Origin of the sequence: Christensenella timonensis (assembly GCF_900087015.1) — a bacterium.
Taxonomy (GTDB): Bacteria; Bacillota; Clostridia; order Christensenellales; family Christensenellaceae; genus Christensenella; species Christensenella timonensis.
In genome coordinates this window covers 318,246-336,573 of the sequence record NZ_FLKP01000002.1, presented here as the reverse complement: position 1 = coordinate 336,573, position 18,328 = coordinate 318,246, and the positions used below count along the sequence as shown (strand labels likewise).

17 protein-coding genes and 1 pseudogene are annotated in these 18,328 nt (G+C 52.0%); 13 read left to right on the top strand and 5 right to left on the bottom strand.

Features of this window, described 5'->3' with window-relative positions; genetic code table 11:
• The first annotated feature begins 218 nt into the window (after positions 1-218).
• The 8 genes from BN6471_RS03070 to BN6471_RS03035 are packed head-to-tail and all read left to right on the top strand — an operon-like array spanning position 219 to position 9,293.
• Positions 219-1,325, top strand: a complete 1,107-nt coding sequence (locus BN6471_RS03070) for an ROK family transcriptional regulator (protein WP_082903305.1) — start codon at positions 219-221, stop codon at positions 1,323-1,325.
• 58 nt (positions 1,326-1,383) lie between these two features.
• A complete protein-coding gene (locus BN6471_RS03065; RefSeq protein WP_066645425.1) occupies positions 1,384-2,115 on the top strand; it encodes a 6-phosphogluconolactonase in 732 nt (243 codons plus the stop codon).
• A gap of 13 nt (positions 2,116-2,128) precedes the next feature.
• Positions 2,129-3,226 (top strand): carbohydrate kinase family protein, encoded by a 1,098-nt coding sequence (locus tag BN6471_RS03060; RefSeq protein ID WP_066645419.1) that lies wholly within the window; start codon positions 2,129-2,131, stop codon positions 3,224-3,226.
• 45 nt (positions 3,227-3,271) lie between these two features.
• Complete coding sequence (locus tag BN6471_RS03055; RefSeq protein ID WP_066645417.1) at positions 3,272-4,429, top strand: substrate-binding domain-containing protein; 1,158 nt, start codon at positions 3,272-3,274, stop codon at positions 4,427-4,429.
• Between the two features lie 34 nt (positions 4,430-4,463).
• A complete protein-coding gene (locus tag BN6471_RS03050) occupies positions 4,464-5,993 on the top strand; it encodes a sugar ABC transporter ATP-binding protein (protein WP_066645416.1) in 1,530 nt (509 codons plus the stop codon).
• Positions 5,974-6,936: an ABC transporter permease gene (locus tag BN6471_RS03045; protein WP_066645415.1), complete on the top strand. Its 963-nt coding sequence runs from the start codon at positions 5,974-5,976 to the stop codon at positions 6,934-6,936. The genes BN6471_RS03050 and BN6471_RS03045 overlap by 20 nt, the downstream gene beginning before the upstream one ends.
• A gap of 10 nt (positions 6,937-6,946) precedes the next feature.
• A complete protein-coding gene (locus BN6471_RS03040) occupies positions 6,947-7,912 on the top strand; it encodes an ABC transporter permease (RefSeq protein ID WP_082903304.1) in 966 nt (321 codons plus the stop codon).
• Positions 7,913-7,928: 16 nt separating this feature from the next.
• On the top strand, positions 7,929-9,293 hold the full coding sequence (locus tag BN6471_RS03035; protein WP_066645414.1) for a family 4 glycosyl hydrolase: 1,365 nt from the start codon (positions 7,929-7,931) through the stop codon (positions 9,291-9,293).
• 84 nt (positions 9,294-9,377) lie between these two features.
• Here BN6471_RS03035 and BN6471_RS03030 read toward each other — a convergent pair whose 3' ends face one another.
• Complete coding sequence (locus BN6471_RS03030) at positions 9,378-9,644, bottom strand: glutaredoxin family protein (RefSeq protein WP_066645408.1); 267 nt, start codon at positions 9,642-9,644, stop codon at positions 9,378-9,380.
• Between the two features lie 54 nt (positions 9,645-9,698).
• Between BN6471_RS03030 and BN6471_RS03025 the strand changes: the two genes are divergently transcribed.
• From BN6471_RS03025 to BN6471_RS03015, 3 genes are read left to right on the top strand one after another with little or no spacing between them, the layout of a single operon-like run.
• Complete coding sequence (locus BN6471_RS03025; RefSeq protein WP_066645406.1) at positions 9,699-10,025, top strand: MGMT family protein; 327 nt, start codon at positions 9,699-9,701, stop codon at positions 10,023-10,025.
• 49 nt (positions 10,026-10,074) lie between these two features.
• Complete coding sequence (gene mscL, locus BN6471_RS03020; protein WP_066645404.1) at positions 10,075-10,581, top strand: large conductance mechanosensitive channel protein MscL; 507 nt, start codon at positions 10,075-10,077, stop codon at positions 10,579-10,581.
• A gap of 1 nt (position 10,582) precedes the next feature.
• Entirely contained in the window at positions 10,583-10,951 is a 369-nt protein-coding gene (locus BN6471_RS03015; protein WP_066645402.1) for a VOC family protein, read from the top strand.
• A gap of 27 nt (positions 10,952-10,978) precedes the next feature.
• Here the strand turns inward: BN6471_RS03015 and BN6471_RS03010 are convergent, their stop codons facing one another.
• From BN6471_RS03010 to BN6471_RS03000, 4 genes and pseudogenes are all read right to left on the bottom strand, one after another.
• Positions 10,979-12,382 carry an APC family permease gene (locus tag BN6471_RS03010; protein WP_066645400.1) on the bottom strand — a complete coding sequence of 468 codons (1,404 nt, stop codon included), beginning with the start codon at positions 12,380-12,382 and terminating at the stop codon, positions 10,979-10,981.
• Positions 12,383-12,551: 169 nt separating this feature from the next.
• Positions 12,552-12,650 (bottom strand): annotated as a pseudogene (locus BN6471_RS13295) (hypothetical protein); the annotation flags it as partial.
• A gap of 102 nt (positions 12,651-12,752) precedes the next feature.
• Complete coding sequence (locus BN6471_RS03005) at positions 12,753-14,345, bottom strand: putative ABC transporter permease subunit (protein ID WP_066645397.1); 1,593 nt, start codon at positions 14,343-14,345, stop codon at positions 12,753-12,755.
• The gene (locus BN6471_RS03000) at positions 14,338-15,048 is read right to left on the bottom strand and encodes an ABC transporter ATP-binding protein (RefSeq protein WP_066649707.1); all 711 of its coding nucleotides are present in this window, start codon (positions 15,046-15,048) and stop codon (positions 14,338-14,340) included. The genes BN6471_RS03005 and BN6471_RS03000 overlap by 8 nt, the downstream gene beginning before the upstream one ends.
• Before the next feature lie 537 nt (positions 15,049-15,585).
• Between BN6471_RS03000 and BN6471_RS02995 the strand changes: the two genes are divergently transcribed.
• Both BN6471_RS02995 and BN6471_RS02990 read left to right on the top strand, forming a co-directional pair.
• Positions 15,586-16,743: an autoinducer 2 ABC transporter substrate-binding protein gene (locus BN6471_RS02995; RefSeq protein WP_066645395.1), complete on the top strand. Its 1,158-nt coding sequence runs from the start codon at positions 15,586-15,588 to the stop codon at positions 16,741-16,743.
• A gap of 87 nt (positions 16,744-16,830) precedes the next feature.
• Positions 16,831-18,318, top strand: a complete 1,488-nt coding sequence (locus tag BN6471_RS02990) for a sugar ABC transporter ATP-binding protein (protein WP_066649704.1) — start codon at positions 16,831-16,833, stop codon at positions 18,316-18,318.
• The last annotated feature ends 10 nt before the right edge of the window (positions 18,319-18,328 follow it).

The following is an 18,328-nucleotide window of genomic DNA, read 5'->3' as shown; positions in this document are numbered from 1 at the left end:
CATGTCTGGCGGGAAAGGGGCGGGAATCGCTCCTTTTTTGTTTGAAGAATTTTTTAAAAAAGGGATTGACAGATAGGTGGGTAGGGATTATATTAATTAGTAAAGTTAACTAATTAAAAAACCGCGACATACGATCCATAAAACAGAAAGATGGTTGTAGAAGACAAAATCTGTGTTAAAATGGAAATGGAACCCGAATAAGATAACAAAGAGGAATCATGATGAACGTTTACGTTCCTTCCCATTTGAAAAAAAACAACAGCAAAGTCATCTATGACCTGTTCCAAGACGGAAACAGCTACTCCAAAGCCGACATCAGCCGGATGACGGGAATCAGCGCGCCGACGGTCATCAAGATCATCGATTCCTTCATTGAGAAGGGGATATTGTTGCACGCCGGTGAAGGGGAGGCCGCCGTAGGCCGCAGGCCAAACCTTTTGAAGCGCAATGAAAAAGCGTTTTATGCTTTCGGCGTCGACTTCCAGGACGAAAACGTGAGGATCGCGCTGGTCGACCTAAATGGCGATATCATAGATTATGTACAAATGTCCCTGCGTTTACCCCTGCAGGATATGCTGGGCAAAGAGATCGTGGAAGCCATCCGGCAGTTGGCGCAGCGCAACGAGATCCCGCAGCCGAGGATACTGGGCGTGGGGCTGGGGATGCCGGGCGTCGTGGATACGCAGAAAAACACGGTGGAATATGCTTTTACCGTGGGTATGAAGGAAAAAACAGACTGTACGGAAATGCTGGCGCAGTTGGAAGGAAAGCTCAGCGTACCGGTGTTCATGGAAAACGATATCAATGCCGCCGCCGTAGGCGAGTTCAAAATGCGCCGGCTGGATAAAAACGAGGACCTGATTTATATTTCGCTGGGTACGGGCCTTGGCGCAGGCGTGGTACTCAACGGGGAGCTCCGCCACGGGATCCATCACTTTGCCGGTGAAATCGCATACACTTCCTTCGATGAAGATTTTCCCACCAAGGAAGGGCATATCGGTTGGTTGGAAAGCACGGTCAATACAGCGGAATTTATGAAAAGCGGCATGGATGACCCGCAAAAGAGCCGGGCATACATCGAGCGCATCTCAAAGACGCTGGCGCTCACGATCTCAAATGTATCGGTGCTCCTTGATTTTGACCTCGTTGTGGTCGGCGGGCTGCTGGTCAGCCATTTCGGCGGAGAACTGTTAAGGGAGATACAAAATAACCTGGAGAAGATCAGCCTTTTAAAAATAAATTGCGAACTTGCCAGTTCCAAGCTGCCTGAGCTTGTAGGAAGCGCCATCATGGTGTGCGAAAAAAGGATCGGCGACATCCTGTAAATTTTTTCACCAATTAATTAACAAAGTTAGCTAATTAAATAGGAGGCAATAAGATAATATGAACATTCAAATCGTAGAAAACGAAAAGAAGCTCTCCGCGGCAATCGCAGGGGAAATCGAAAATGTGGTCAGGGAAAAAGAGGACGCCCTGATGTGCCTGTGCGCGGGACATTCCCCCGTTCGGGTCATGAAGCGGCTGGTGAGCGATGCACAGGAAAATAAATATCCTGCGGATTCTTTCCGCTTCCTTTCCCTCGACGAATGGGTCGGCCTCGGCATAGGCGACCCGGGCAGCTGCATCCACGACGTATCCAAATATTTTTTAAAGCCACTCAAAATCGAGCGTGGCGAGCGGATGTTCTTCTTTGATGGGCAAAGCGAAGACCTCAAAAAGGAATGCAACGGCGCGGCGCAATTCATTGAACAAAACGGCGGGGCGATCGACGTTATCCTGCTCGGCATCGGCATGAACGGGCACATCGGCTTCAACGAGCCGGGCACAAAAGAAACGGACGGCATCCGCGTTGTACCTTTAAGCCAGACGAGCAAAACGGTAGGCGCCAAATATTTCGATAAGGACTATGCGCTCACTTCGGGCATCACGATCGGCATTCCGCAGATCATGCAGGCGAAAAAGGTGATCGTCATGGCGTTCGGAGAGCACAAGGCCGATATCGTGGAGCAGGCGGTCAGGGGCGAAAAAACAGAGGATTGCCCGGTAACGCTCATCCGCGGCCATGCGGACATCACATTCTATTTCGACAAAGCAGCCGCAAAAAAAATCGTTTAAGGAACTACTTCATATGAAAAACCTGTTGGAACAAGCAATTCAAAATTTAGAATATGCGCAACCAAACCAAAAAACGATCACCCTCGGGTTTGACGGCTGCTCGGATTCCATCTGCAGGGCGGTACGCAAAAAAGACCGGGAAACGGTGGAATTTTTTGAAACGATGGCGGAGTTTGGCGATTACCTTTCCTCCAAAAGCGGGGTAAGCTGCAGCATCGAGCTCGATGAAAGCATCCGCAAACCCGGTGGGAACTGCGCGATTTTTGCAAACGCGGTCAGCGAATGCGGCGTGAATACATCGGTGATCGGCCTGTTCGGGAAAAACCAAATCAATGAAGTGTTCGACGGGATGCGCGAAAAGTGCGAGCTGTACAGCTATGGGAACAACGCGATCGCCATGTCGCTGGAATTTAAAGACGGGAAGGTAATGCTTTCCCCCAATGTAAAGATGGAGCACGACGCATGGGCACAGATCGTTGCATGTATCGGCGAGGAAAAACTGGAAACCGTATTTGCAGACGCCGATATGCTGGCGCTCGTCAATTGGAGCGAGCTCGAATATGCTTCCTGCCTTTGGGAAAAATTGTACGCCTATCTTGCGCAAACGCCCGATAAGTCCAAAGAAATTTTTGTGGATCTGGCGGACTGTTCGCGCCGCTCAAAAGCGGATATCCGCGAGATGCTCGGGATTCTGGAGCAGCTGGCTACCGTGAGAACGGTGGTATTGAGCCTCAATGAAAACGAAGCGATGGAAGTGGGAAAGATGCTCTTTTCGGAGGAAATTTCCGATTACAGGCAGTTGTGCGGGAGACTGGGGAACGAGATCGCTGTCGCAGGTATCGTGCTGCACAGCTGCAAAGATTGCCATTCCTGCATCGGCCATAAGATATATTCCCTGCCCACGCAATTCAACGAAGCGCCCAAGCTGCTGACCGGCGCGGGCGATAATTTCAATGCAGGGTATGCGCTGGGAAGGCTGTGCGGCGCACCGAGCGATGTATGCAATGTCTATGGCAATGCCATGTCCAGCTATTACATCATGCACGGGGAAAGCCCCAACATAATGCAGCTAAAAGAACACATCACGCAATGGTACAACAGTTTGGAATAGACATTCCAAAATCAATAAAACATAAAGAAGAAGAGAGGAAAGAAAATGAAAAAAATTACATTTGCAGTAGTCATGTTGCTGGCAGTGGCCATGGTCGCTGTGGCATGCGCACCTGCTCCGGCACAGCAATCCGCGTCCGATGTGCCCGCGGCAAGCGAGTCCGCGGCAGCGTCCGAATCGGGCGCTGCCGGTGAAGAAGCTTCCGCACCGGCGGAAGGCGCACAGGTAAAGCCGCTTAAAGTAGGCCTTTCAAACACGTTCATGTATCCATGGCGCGCACAGATGATCGACGATGTGTTGCGTGTGTTTGAAAACTACAAAGGCAAAGGCTGGGTAGAAGGAGACCTCATCGTACAGCATGCCGGAACGGATACGAACGCACAGATCGCACAGATCCGTAACATGGTGAACGATGGCATCGACGTACTGCTCATCAACCCTATCTCCGCGGACGGCCTCAACGAAGTGGCGGAAGAAGCGGTTGCAAAAGGCGTTACGGTCGTTGCTTTTGACCAGGCGATCTCCGCAGAAGGGGTACACAATGTAACGATCGACCACTATACCTGGGGATACCAGTATGCCGACTGGCTGGCGAATGCGATCGGCAAAGAAGGCGAAGTCGCGTACATCGAGGGAACGCCGGGCATGCCCGCAAACGACCAGCGCGTTGCCGGCTGGAAAGACGCGCTCGCACAGTATCCCGATATCAAGATCGTGGGAACGGCAGTAGGAAACTGGGACAACCCGGGCGGACAGAAAGCCGCTTCGCAGCTCATTGCCACTAACCCGAACCTCAAGGGCATCCTTTCCATGGACGGTATGGCGGTAGGGATCTACAATGCTATGAAATCCGCAAACAAACTGGACGATATCGTATCCACAGGGGAGACGCAGGTCGCGGGGCTGAAGGAATGGAAAACGATCCGCGACGAACATCCGGATTTTGTATCCTTTGGCCTTGTAAACCCGCCGGGAATCGGCGCGACGGCGCTCGGCTTTGCGGTGCGTATCGCACAGGGCAAGGAATTCCAGGGCGAATGGGTAGATGGGAATACCTATCTGTACGATGTTTCGGTCAAAGTGGACGAAAACAATTTTGACGAATTCTATACACAGTATGTAGAAACAGAAGGCCGCCCGGACTCTTATTATCCGGACGAATGGATGGGCGAAGAAGACCTGGACGCTTTATTCAGCAAGTAAAAATGCCGGAGGATGCAGGCATGGAGGGTATGACATGAACACATTAGAGGTGAAAGGGATCAGCAAGCATTTCGGGGGCGTGGTCGCCTTAAGCGAAGCCAGCATAAAGATCGAGCAAGGTACGGTATGCGGGCTGCTCGGGGCCAACGGTTCGGGAAAGACAACGCTGTCCCGCGTGATTTCGGGCCTTTACTGCGCGGACAGCGGGGAGATCCTCTTTGAAGGGAAGCCCGTGACGATCCATTCCACAAAGCAGGCGCTTAAGATCGGCATCGCCATGGCGCATCAGAATTTAAGCCTTGTGAACGACATGACGGTGTGGGAAAACATCTGCATGGGCAACGAACAAAAAAAGGGGATACTGATCGACAGCCGCACACTGCTTGCGCAGGCAAAACAGGCGCTTGAACGGTTCGGCTTACAAGGGCTCGAAATGTGCAAGGTCAGCGAACTTTCCCCATCCCAGAAGCAACTGGTGGAAATATGTAAAGCGGTATCCTTAAAGCCAAAGCTGCTCATACTGGATGAACCGACTGCATCTTTGGAATTTGCACAGGTAAACATGCTCTTTGAGATCGTAGCAGAGCTGAAAGAACAAGGCACATCGATTGTGTTCATCTCCCACAGGATGTGGGAGGTGACACAATTGTGCGATAAGGTCGTGGTTTTAAGAAACGGAAAAACAGTGAGTACGCTTGACCTGCGGGAGATCGACCCGGAGGAACACAACAAAAAGATCCTTCGCGAGATCACCGGAAAAGAGGAAGAAACGCAGGTACACGCCTCCGGTGCGAAGCTGGGCGCTGCCATGCTCAAGGTAGAAAATTTATGCATCAAAAATATCCTGCACGATATCAATTTTGAGGTGAAAGAAGGCGAGATCGTGGGGATATCCGGGCTGCAGGGGATGGGACAGGAAGAACTGCTGCTGGCCATCTCGGGCTTTTTGCCCAAGACGTCCGGGGAAATCTATTTCAAAAACGAAAAAACAAAGTGGAACAGCGCCAAAAAAGCGATCGACGCGGGCGTGGTGCTGGTGCCCGGAGACCGCAACAAGGAAGGTTTGTTTCTGCAGCACACCGTTTTTGACAACCTGCTGTATCCGGAATTTTGCAGTCGAAAATCGCCCTTTATATTGAAACACCGCGCGCTCAAAAAAAAGACGGACGAGCTGATGGACAAAATATCGCTCACGCCGCGTGATCCATCCATGAACGTAGGGAACCTGTCAGGAGGCAACCAGCAAAAGGTCGTCGTCGGAAAGTGGATCAACCGTAAGCCCAACGTGCTGCTGATGTCCGACCCTGCCAAAGGGATCGACGTGGAAGCGCGCAGGGAGCTTTACGAAATATGCCGGGGCTTTGCGCAGGAAGGCAAAGCGGTGCTGCTCTATGCAAGCGATAACCACGAGCTGGTCGATATCTGCAACCGGGTATTGGTCATGTTCGAGGGGAAGGTCGTCGCGGAAGTGCCGCGCGAAGAGCTGAGCGACGCGCGGCTGGTGGAAGAAGCGCTGCACATGCATAACGAAGGAGGCGGAGAAAATGGAAAAAGCACAGATTAATCTCAAGTCGATCACAAAAAGTTCTCTGTTTGCCGGCGTTACGATTTTTATCATTATATTCGGTTTAAACGTGATTCTCGACCAGCGGTTCTTTTCCGCAGGCACGATCTACGGGAACCTGTCGGTCATCACCCCCATTGTGGTAGCGACGATCGCGCAAAGTATCGTCATCATCAGCGGCAGCATAGACCTGTCCATCGGCGCAGCCATCTCGCTGGTCAACTGCATGTTGGCAACGACGATGGGCGATACGCCCGAATCGGTGATGTTCGCCTTTGCGGTGAGCCTGCTGGCGGCGCTTGCGGTAAGCGCACTAAATGGCGTGCTGGTCGCATATCTGCGGCTGCCCTCCATGGTCGCGACCTTTGCCGTATCCATGATGCTGATAGGCATTTCCCTGTTGGTACTCCCGGTACCGGGCGGGTACATCCCCAAATGGCTGCCCGGGCTTTACTCGGCCAGTATCGGCGGCGTATTGCCTGCCACCGTGCTGCTACTGGCGGCAGTGGGCGTGCTGTGGTGGATCATCTCCAAAACAAAATTCGGAAAATATATCTATGCCGTAGGCGGCAACGAGGCTGCCGCGGAAGCGAGCGGCATCAACGCCAAACGCATCAAGTTCTGCGCGTTCCTGCTTTCCGGCTTCTTCATCTGGATCGTAGGCATCATCGTCTCGGGGCAGACGGGCGCCGGGGATTTCAGGGTTGGAAATACATACCAGCTCACAACGGTCGCCGCGGCGATCATGGGCGGTATCTCCCTTATGGGCGGCACAGGAAAAATGCTTGGCGCGGCGCTCGGCGGCTCCATCATGATACTGATCACCAATATCATTTATTTTGCCGGCATCCCGTCCTTTTACCAGGATATGATCAGGGGATTGATCGTGATCATCGCACTTTTTATCGCAGCGATCCCGAACCTAAAGAAACGGACGAGTTGAGGTGGCGAACATGAATACGAGTAAAACACTGGCATTAAAAAAAGGGATCCAGTCAAATACATTTATGGCGATCCTGTTATCTGTTATACTGTTAGTAGCCGGACAAATCATATCTCCGGGATTTGCAGCGCCATCCAACATACTGAACCTCCTGATGATCGCGGCCTTCCTGGGCATCATTACCCTGGCGCAGACGATCGTCATGGTCGTGGACAGCGGGGGAATAGACCTGTCGGTCGGTTCCATCCTGCAATTTGCGATGATCCTGATCGCGCAAATCAATACGGATACCAATCATTTAGCGCTCGCCATTATCGTTGCGCTTGCAGTAAGCGTGGGCTTCGGCCTCATCAACGGCCTGGGCGTAGCAATCCTGAAAATACCGCCGCTCATCATGACGCTTTCCATGAGCAGCGTCATCATTGGTTTTATGCTGCTTTATACCGGGGGGTTCCCGAACGGCATGGCGCCCAGCATATTGTACAGCTTCGTATACGGCAATGTCGCCGGCATTCCTAACATGATCTGGGTATGGGCGCTCATCATTGTGGCGGTGATGCTGATCACGAAAAAAACCAAACTGGGAAGTATGCTCTACGGCGTAGGTGCAAACCGCATGACGGCGGAACTCTCAGGCGTGGATACGCGCCTTGTGCGGGTACTGGCGTACGGCGCGGGCGGCCTTGTATGCGGCATCGCGGGCATGTTCCTGCTCGGGTATATGTCTACCCCGAACAATTTAGAGACCGGCGGTGCCTATGTCATGCCGTCCATTGCGGCGGCGGTCGTCGGCGGGATATCGCTTACCGGCGGGCAGGGCAACTACGGCGGGGCGGTCACGGGCGTTATTTTCCTGACCATCTTGGAGTCCCTGCTGATGACGATACAGATGGGAGAGCCCGTGCGCAAAATCATTTACGGCGCGGTGGTGCTTTTGATATTGATCAACTATGCAAGAAAGAATGCGAAGAGATAGCAAGGAGGAAACTATCATGGCAAGAGAAAACAAAATCGTATTGATCGGCTCGGGAAGCCAGTATACGGAGTTCTTTTTACAGGAGATCTTCAAATATGAAGAATTCAGGGGCTGCACGGTCGCTCTGGTGGACAGGCGTCCGGAGCGCCTCGAAGAAGTGCTGAATATCGGCAAGAAATTAAACGAGATCATGGACTGGGACGTGGAATTTATCGGCAGTCCCGACCGCAGGGACATGCTTCCCGGCGCAAAGGTCGTCTACATGTTCGCAGCGGTCAATTACATGCACGCGTGGGCCAGGGAGCTGGAGATCTGCCAGAAACACGGCCTCAACCCGTATGAATTCCATACGACAGGCCCGGCAGGGCTTTCGATGGCAATGCGCCACGTACCGCTCGCGCTCGATATCGCGGCGGATATGGAAGAGCTGTGCCCGCAGGCATGGCTGGTGCTCGACAACAACCCGCTCGCAAGGATCCAGGCGGCGGTCACGCGCCACAGCAAAACAAAAGTAGTGGGCTACTGCTATGGGCACGAGCTCGTACAAATGGCGCTCGAACAGATTTTAGGTATGACGGACAGGGACGAAAGCACCAAGCTTGCAGACCCTGTGGAACGCGAATTCATGTGCCCGGCGGACAACATCACGCTGCGGCAGGCAGGCGTCAACCACATGATGTGGATCCTCGACGTACGCGACAAAAAGACAGGCGAAGACCTGTACCCGAAACTCAAGTCGATCCTCGACAGCGTGCCGCTTTCGGATATCCCGGCAGGCTACCGTTACTGCACGGAGGTCTATAAATTGTTCGGGCTGTTCGGTTCCCCGGCCGACAGCCACGTAGCGGATTATTGCTGGTCGTCCGATAAAGGCAACCAGGAACGCTGCGGCCTTTATCCCTTCCCGGTAAAAGACTGGTTCGGGGGCCGCGACAAGGACGCATGGGCGCAGATCGCAGCAAAGATCACAGGCAAGGAAAGTGCGCAGGCGTTTATCAAACAGAGGAGGACAGGCTGGATGAGCACACAGATCAGCCGCTATATGTTCGGCGGAGACCCCACCTATTTTCCGGCTTTCAATGCGGTGAACGGCGGCACGATCGAAAACCTGTCTCCTGACCTCATCGTTGAGACGTGCGGCGTGATCGGCCCGGATTACGTGGCCCAGACAAAGATCGGCCGGCTGCCTGACGCGGCTGCCGCGATCTGCGAGCTCAACGGCCGTATGGCGCTGCTGGCAGCGGACGCGACCGCAACAGGCGACAAAACGCTGGCGTTGCAGTCGCTGCTCATCGATCCGTTCGTGCACAGCGAAACAGTGGCAAAAAATATCCTGGAAGATATCCTGCAGGAAAACAAACAGTACGATACGCGGTTCTAAGCATCCGACATAAAATAACAAAAGAGGGCGCTATGCGCTCTCTTTTGTTATAAGAAACAGATATAGTGAAGAGTGATATAGGCTTTACGGTTTGAGCGCCTCGATAAAGACCTGCTCGATCTTTTCTTTGGAAGGCACCCCTTCATGTACTTTGACGCCATCCACAAAAAAGCAGGGGACATACCAGTAATCGTAGCCCTTTGTCTTTTCAGGCTCTCGGCGTTCTTCGATGGTTTCGATGTCCACCTGGTTATATTCCGGGTGTTCCTTTTTCAGTTCGTCCATCAGTTCAAACGCGCGTTTGCAGTGCGGACAGGTATCCAGCATCATCATTTTTACATGCCTAGACATTGTTTTCCCTTTCTTTTGGAAAATTTAATGATATAATATTGATAACCGGATTTCATGAAAGGAAACGCAAAGTACGTGAATTTTTTTCAGCAGGTCTACGAGATCGTCAAGCAGATACCGTGCGGAAAAGTCGCGTCCTACGGACAGGTCGCGCGTCTTGCGGGCAATCCGCGCGCGTCGCGGGCTGTGGGATATGCGCTGCACGTAAACAAGCAGCCGGGGGTCGTCCCCTGCCACAGGGTCGTAAACCGGCAGGGGCGGCTTGCCCCCGCCTTTGCGTTCGGCGGCCTGGATGCGCAAAAAAGCATGCTCGCTGCGGAAGGGGTATGCGTCAGCAGCGATGGCTATGTGGACATGAAACGGTTTGGCTGGGATGCCTAGCCGCCATGGAATCATAAATCAAAACCATAACCGGGAGGAGAGGTAAGGGATGGAAAAAAAGAAAAAAGGAAAAGGCTTATTACAGGAGTTTAAGGAATTTATCTCGCGCGGGAGCGTAATGGATCTGGCAGTCGGCGTGATCATCGGCGGCGCGTTTACTGCAATCGTCAACGCCCTGGTAGAAAACATCCTCAACCCGATCATCGGCCTGGTGACCGGAGGCATGATGGATTTTTCCAATCTGAAGATTCCGCTCAGTGCAGACCCGGCGGGCGCGGCAATACAGATTGGGGCGTTTATCAATGCGGTCATTAATTTCCTGATCATCGCACTGGTAATTTTCCTGCTGATCAAGGGGCTCAACAGCTTAAACAGGAAGCCGGAACCGGAGCCGGAAAAGGCGCCGCGCTTATGCCCGTACTGTAAAGGCGAGATCGCGGACGACGCGACGCGCTGCCCGCACTGTACCTCCGTATTGCCGGAAGACGTTTGTATAGACGAAGCGGTGGAAGAGGGTAAAAAAGCATACGGACGTAAAGTAGGGGAGAACAGCTGAGATGAAGTTCAAAATGATCCACAATAATTTAAACGTATTCGACTTGCAGAAGTCCCTTGCATTTTATGAAAAGGCGCTGGGCTTAAAAGAAGTGCGCCGCAAGGAAGCGGGGGACGGAAGCTTTACCATCGTATATTTGGCGAACGAGCAGGCGCCGCACCAGTTGGAGCTCACATGGCTGCGGGAAAAAGACACCCCGTATGACCTGGGGGATAACGAGATACACCTGGCCTTTGAAACGGACGATTACGAGGCGGCGCATAAGCTGCATCAGGAAATGGGTTGTATCTGTTTTGAAAACGAGGCCATGGGGATCTATTTCATCGAAGACCCGGACGGCTACTGGATGGAAGTCCTGCCCCAAAAATAAGCCGCCCCTGGTGAAAAAAAGCAAAACTCATTCCACAGGCTGCGCAGATTTTGCCGCGGCCTGTTTTTTCCTGTATTTGGAGATGCTGTGCCAGGCGACAATCTCTCCCACGGCTACAGCGATCGCCACCCCAATGACGATCGGCAGGTTGACGGCGAGCGAGCCGTCCGGCTGCTGGTCGAAGAAAGTGAAGAAAAGCGTCATACACAAAAGCGCAAAGGGAATCAGCGCCGTCAGGAAAATGCGGACTTTCCCGCCCTTGACGCGGTAAGGCCGGGCCCGGTCGGGATTGATCTTGCGCAGTTTCCAGAAAGAAGGGAATAAAAACAGGTAACATGCAAGCAGCAAATCGACATTGAGCGCAAAGAACATCCAGAATACGTCCGTGCCGCTGCCGGAAAGCTCGAGGATAGCGGCGGCGACCAGCATGATGGTGATGATCACTCCATTGGTGATGTTCGCTCCCAGCGGCATTTTTTGCTTTTTGCTTTTGCTGGCAAGGAATTTTGGAAGCGTCCCATATTGCGCCGCATGCTGGGTCACATAATTGACGCCCAGCGACCAGGTCATCATGTTGGTGACGAGCGTGAACATAAAAAGCGCGCCGCAGGTGACGAGCAGGATACCGCCGGTAGACCCAAGGAGGATGCGTAGGCTGTCGATAAAGCCGCTGGCTTTGGAAAGTTCGGCTGTGGGGATGGCTACGCCGATCCCAAAAGAGGCAAATAAATAGAACGCAGTAATGAGGATGCCGCTCAAAATGATAGCTCGCGGGATCTCTTTTTTTGCGTTCTGCATGTCGCTGGCATAGGTGGTGACCACCTCAAAGCCGATGAAGTTGAAGATGATAATGGAAATATACGAAAGCCCGGAGGCGCTGGGAAGAAAATCAGCAAAGGAATTTGCGGGATTGGCGACCCCGCGCGTGAGCGCCGCGTATATGCCCAGGCAGCCCAGCAGAAGGATGAGGCCGGTCTTTAAAAGCGCGCCGATATTCACCAGCCATTTGCTTTCGCTGATGCGGTAGTTGGAGAGGAAGATCACCAGCCATACTACGCCCAGTTGCACAAAGAGCGCGGTCAGGGGCGGTACGGGAATCCCTGTCGCCGCGGTAAAAACCTGTGTAAACATCACGAGTGTGGAAGTTACCCAAATGGGGAAGTTGATCCAGTAATAAAATGCCGCCCGCGAACCGGTACGGATGCCAAAGGCGCGTTTGACCCAGTCGCACAGTCCTCCCTCATCCTCATAGGCCGTCCCCAGCTCCGCGTTGACGAGGCCATAGGGAATAAAGAATCCCAAGAGAAGAAGGATCCACCAAAAATACTGGGAATTGCCGATCGCGGCTGCCGGCGCGACTGCGTCGATCGTGAGCACAATACACACTGCCGCGAGGATAGCGTCAAACAATCGAAGCTTTTTCGTTGCCATAGGGCCTGCCCTCGTTCGTCAAAAACTTGGCTGCGAAATGAATATACCGGATGTAACATAAGCGTAAACGTTTCGCATGGAATAGTAAATATGTTTCAAACAAATGGATAACGCCGTTTCCTAAAGTGAACGGGCGTTCCGTTTGCAGGAAAAATATTCCATGGCCAATTTATAACCTGTTTTCGATGGCTTCAATCATGGTTTCGATCGTCTTTAAACGGGCATCATATTTATTGTTGGATGCGACTGCATGCCAGGGCGCAAAATCCGTATTCGTATACTGTTTTGGAAAGGGCGAGTTCTTTTAACATGGCAGGAGCACTCCTGAAAAGGCCGCCCCGGGTTTGGGACGGCCTAAGCCATAAGTGTATCAGAAACTTTCAAATTGTTTTACGCCTTTGGTCATCAGGTTGCGGTACAAGACGATGTCCAATGCCGTGACCGCCACAAACATGATGAGCATAATGACCGGCCCCATGAAAAGGGCGAGGAACGCGGGGACGATGGTGAGCAGCATACCGGCCAGCATGGTGATCAGGACCGGCTTGCTCTGCTTGACGACCGTCACCTCGTTCGTCCAGTCAAAATTTGGAGAATTGAGGTTGCACTTGAGGCCGAGCAGCGCCGCGAAATAGCTGTACGCAAGCGGAATCAGGTACATGCCGATCGCCAGCGGAAGGTCGGGCTTGACCGCGAGGTTAAACAGCGTGCCGCAAATGATCACCGACGGGTAGAAAAGCGTCATCGTCACGTTGATCTTGGCCTTTAACACCAGCCGCGTGTCCACAGGCAGCGAACGCACGATCCACAGGTTCCTTCCTTCAAGCGAAACGGAGGAAGCCGACGGAGAGGCAATGACCAAAAAGAACGAGATTCCCATCGGGGCGGCGACCGCGACCAGCGTCGAAAACTGCGGTATCTCCGAATAGACGCCGAAACCGTCAACGCCCGAAACCAGCAGGATGATGCCGAACACGATCAGCAGAAGCGGACCGACCGCGGTATTGAGGACGTACCGCGAAGAGGAAAGATACCGTTTCATTTCCCTCTTGTAAAGCGCTTTTTTTGGCGAAGCCGTTTTCAGCTCCGTCATCTTGTAGTTCGATGCCGTACGCGTGGTAGTAATGGAAGTGTTGATCTTTTTGAACAGCTTGGCGATCACAACCACAAAGACAGCGAACGCGCCCAACGAAATCAGCAGGAAGAGCAGGAAGGAAAGAATGTTGAAATCCGCTACCGCACTTCCAAACAAACCGACCAGGGGATAGATATTCATCAGTACCTGATTGATGGAACCGCCGATGTCCGCGAAATTGACGATGATATCGCCGGAATTTGTCCAGAAGCCCATCCATACGACCATGAAGACTATAAATGCGGCGACCGTCAAAATAACGTTCATACCGTTTTTACGCTTGAAGCGGGAGGCCGCCGTCGCAACCAGTGTGCCGATCACCGTAGCGATGATAATGGGCAGCAGGGGCGTGGCCAGCATCATCACAATGTAAAGCGGATAAAACGCAGCCGCAGGCTGGGCAATGATCGCGTAGGCAACGGCCGCGGGAACCATAACGCCTAAGACAAACAGGAAGTTAAGCCCGTAAAGGATCAGGATCCTGCTCGTGATCAGCGTGCCCGTCTTGATGGGCAGCGACATTAGCATATCATAATCGCCAAACCCGAACAGCGTACCGTTTACCTTATAGATCGTCGTAAACAGCGTCATAATGGAAGCGGCCATCATGATGATGTTTAGAACGATGTATTCTGCGTGGATCGCAGAAAGGCTGTCCATCATACCGATACACATGCCGAATACGGCAAAAACGATCATAATATAACAGAAGGTAAGGAGCACGGTCATACCTTTTGACTTTGCCTTTTTATCGTGCGAATACTTCGCCTTGTTAAAGCCAAACGAAGTGCGCGTATATGTTTTTAATAATAAACCAAGATTATTCATCGATTAACTCCAAAAATACGTCTTCCAGGCTTTCGTCGCCCTTGACTTCCTCGATCGTTCCCGCGCGCAGGAGCTTGCCGTTCTTGATGATGGCGATCTTGTTGCACAGCTTTTCCGCCACCTCCAGCACATGCGTGGAAAAGAAGATCGCGCTGCCGTTTTCGCACATCTCACGCATGATCTGTTTCACTGTGTGCGCAGCTTTGGGGTCAAGGCCCACGAACGGTTCGTCTAAAACAAGCAGCTTCGGCTTGTGGATGAGGGCGGAGATCAGGGCCAGCTTCTGCTTCATCCCGTGGGAATAAGAAGAGATGAGGTCGCCTAAGCTTACTGTGATTTCAAAAAGGTCGGCGTATTGCTTCACCAGCGCCTCGCGTTCCGCTTTGGGGATCGCAAAAATATCGCCGATAAAATTCAGGTACTGGATGCCGGTGAGGCTGTCGTAAAGATCAGGGTTGTCCGGGATATAAGCCGTAATCCGCTTGCATTCCACGGGCTGTTCCTTGATGGACATGCCGTCTATTTCGATCTGGCCGCCGTCAAAATCCAAAATGCCGACCACAGCTTTGATGGTCGTCGTTTTACCTGCGCCGTTATGGCCGATAAACCCGTAGATATCTCCGTCCTCTACGGTAAGCGACAGGTCGTCGACCGCCTTTTTGCCGCCTTTGTAGCTTTTGGTAAAATGCTTGATTGTTAACACGCTGGTGCTCCTTTCGAGTGGATACAAATTTTCGTTTGTGCCGATGGGATTCATTATATCATAATCCCCCTGTCTTAAGACACCCTCATTATAGTATGCGGTCATATGACTGTCAATAGTTATCGTATGACTTTGTGAATGTTTCTATTATTATAAGGAAATAAAATTGCCGGGCGGTATATGGATACGATTTAAAACAGAAAAATGAATATTTTGTGGAAAACAGGGTATATATAAAAACATGTACAAAGCAGACGTTATTTTTTTACAAAAATATGAAGATAAAAAGAAAAACCGGTAGCATTTTGTTCACAAAGTGTTTTTCTTTTCGCAAAGGCAATTTGTTTAGTAGTTTACCACTGGAAACGACTTGACAATGCTAAACGTAAGTGGTAGTTTTAATAAAAACAATCAATCGTTTACTAAACTAAGTGTTGAATAGATATCGCAATCTCACTTTAAAAATGAAAGATCAAAAAGATTTTAAATAAGTTTTTCGTGAAAACGAAATGTATAAAAACCTAGGAGGAAACAAAAATGAAAAAAATTGTCATCGCAGTTCTTGCTGTGGTAATGGTGTTCTCACTGTTCGCATGCTCGAGCCCGGCTCCTGCTGCAAGCGAATCCGCAGCTCCGAGCGAATCGGCTGCTGCAAGTGAATCCGCAACGCCCGCTGCAAGCGAATCGGCTGCTGCAAGCGAATCCGCGTCCGCAGCGCCGGCAAGCGACCAGATCGTTCCCGGAGACCATGCGTCCCTGAAGGAACTCAAGACGGACTACACGATCGTTACGATCCCCAAAGCAACGGGCCTTGCCTGGTTCCAGAGAATGGACGAAGGCGTTAAGCAGTTCGCTGCCGATACGGGCGTAGACGCTTACCAGAACGGCCCGGCTGAAGCCGACGCTGCCCAGCAGGCCCAGTATGTGGAAGAAGCGATCGCCGCTGGCGTAGACGCGATCTGCGTGGTTCCGAACGACCCGACGTCCCTTGAAGAAGTCCTGAAAAGGGCAAAAGATGCCGGTATCGTAGTTATTTCGCACGAGGCTGCTGGCATGACGAACGTTGACTGGGACATCGAAGCGTTTGACAACGTTGCTTACGGCGAGCACTTCATGATGAAGCTGGCAGAGCTCATGGGCGAAAAGGGTGAGTACGCGATGATGGTTGGCTATCTGACATCCGCTTCCCACAACACCTGGGTGGATTCTTCCATCGCTTACCAGGAGCAGAACTATCCTGACATGAAACTGGCTATGGACAAGATCGAGTCCGCAGAAGACCAGGAACAAGCTTACAACAAGACCAAAGAAGCCCTGACGGCAAATGCCAACATCACAGGCTTCCAGGGTTCTTCCATGGCTGACCCGGCCGGTATCGCAAGGGCGGTTGACGAAATGGGTATGACCGGCAAGGTGCATATCGTTGGTACGTCCCTCGTATCCGTTTCCGGTAAATATGTACGTGACGGCGTCATCGACATGATCTCCTTCTGGGATCCGGCTGCTGCTGGTTACGCGATGAATGAACTGGCTCTGCGTATCTTGAACGGCGAAGAGATCGGTGCCGGCACAGCGCTGACGGTACAGGGCTACGAGAAGCTGGCGCTTGACAGTGCAAACGACAAGACCCTGCTTGCACAGGCTTGGATCGACGTTGACAAATCCAACGTGGACGATCCGCTGTACAACTTCTAAGACACAACGAATCTTTAATAAAGTATGTTGGGCTCCCCCGAAAAGGGGAGCCTTGCATATGATAACGGGGGAAAGGTGGACAAGATCATGTCAGAGGTATTCTTGAAAGTAACAGGAATCAAAAAATCCTTTGGCGGTGTAAAGGCTTTAAAAGGCGTTGACCTGACGATCAATAAAGGCGAGGTTCGCTGCCTGGCCGGAGAAAACGGCTGCGGCAAATCCACGCTGATCAAAGTCATTTCCGGCGCTCACGACGCCGACGAAGGTGAGATCTACATCGACGGAAAAACATTCAAATCATTGACGCCCATGGAAGCGATCAAAATGGGCATCCAGGTCATTTATCAGGACTTTTCAGTTTTTCCGAACATGACCGTCGCTGAAAATATCGCTCTTAACAGTGAACTCAATTCCGGTAAAAAAATTGTCAATTGGAAAGACGTGCGCAGTATCGCCAAACAAGCGATGGAAAAAATCGGCGCAAAGATCCCGCTTGACGTTTTGGTGGAACGCTTGTCCGTAGCGAACAGACAGATGGTCGCCATCTGCCGTGCGCTTTTAAATGACGCAAAACTGGTCATCATGGACGAGCCGACTACGGCCCTAACTGCAAAAGAAGTTGCGAAATTATTCGAAATCATCAAAATGCTGCAATCCCAGGGGATTGCGGTACTCATCGTTAACCATAAACTGGACGAGGTATACGACATCGCCCAGACGCTCACCATCCTGCGCAACGGCGAAAACGTGGCGGACGGCCCCATCAACGAATTCGACCGCGCGCGCTTTGTCAAAGCAATGACGGGCAGGGAAATTGAAGACGTTTTCTACCGCCCGCAGCAAAAGGAAAGAAAAATCCTCGAGGTACGGGACTTGGAGCGTACCGGGGAATTTTCCGACGTCAGTTTCACGCTGTGCGAAGGGGATGTGCTCGGCATTACCGGCCTTCTGGGTTCCGGCCGCGGAGAAATCGGCGAAGCGCTGTTCGGTATGGCGCCGCCGACCGGCGGTAAGATATTCCTTGATGGCAAGGAGATCAAGATCAAAAGCGTTGCCGATGCGATGAAAAACAACATTGGCTACGTGCCGGAGGATCGCCTTACGGAAGGTTTGTTCCTCGAAATCCCGATCGGTACCAACACAGTGGCCGCCTCGATCAAGAATTACCTGAAAGGCGGCAGGATCGATTATAAGGGCATGAAAGAATCTATGTGGGAATGGATCAAAAAGCTGTCCATTGCCGCTCCTTCGCCCCAGCCGCCCATCAAGACGCTCTCCGGCGGGAACCAGCAGAAGGTCGTGCTTGCCAAGTGGCTGAACACCAGCCCGAAGCTGCTGATCTTAAACGGCCCTACCGTAGGCGTGGACATCGGTTCCAAATCGGATATCCATAAAATACTGCACAGTCTCGTAGAGGACGGCGTGGGCGTCATCATCATTTCGGACGACCTGCCGGAGCTCATCCAGAACTGTAACAAGATCGTGATCATGCGCGGCGGCAAGCTGGCTGCAAGTATGGATGCGGAAGATCTCGACGAAACGAAGCTGGCCGCTCTGTTGAGCGAGCAGGCATAGGAAGGGGGTA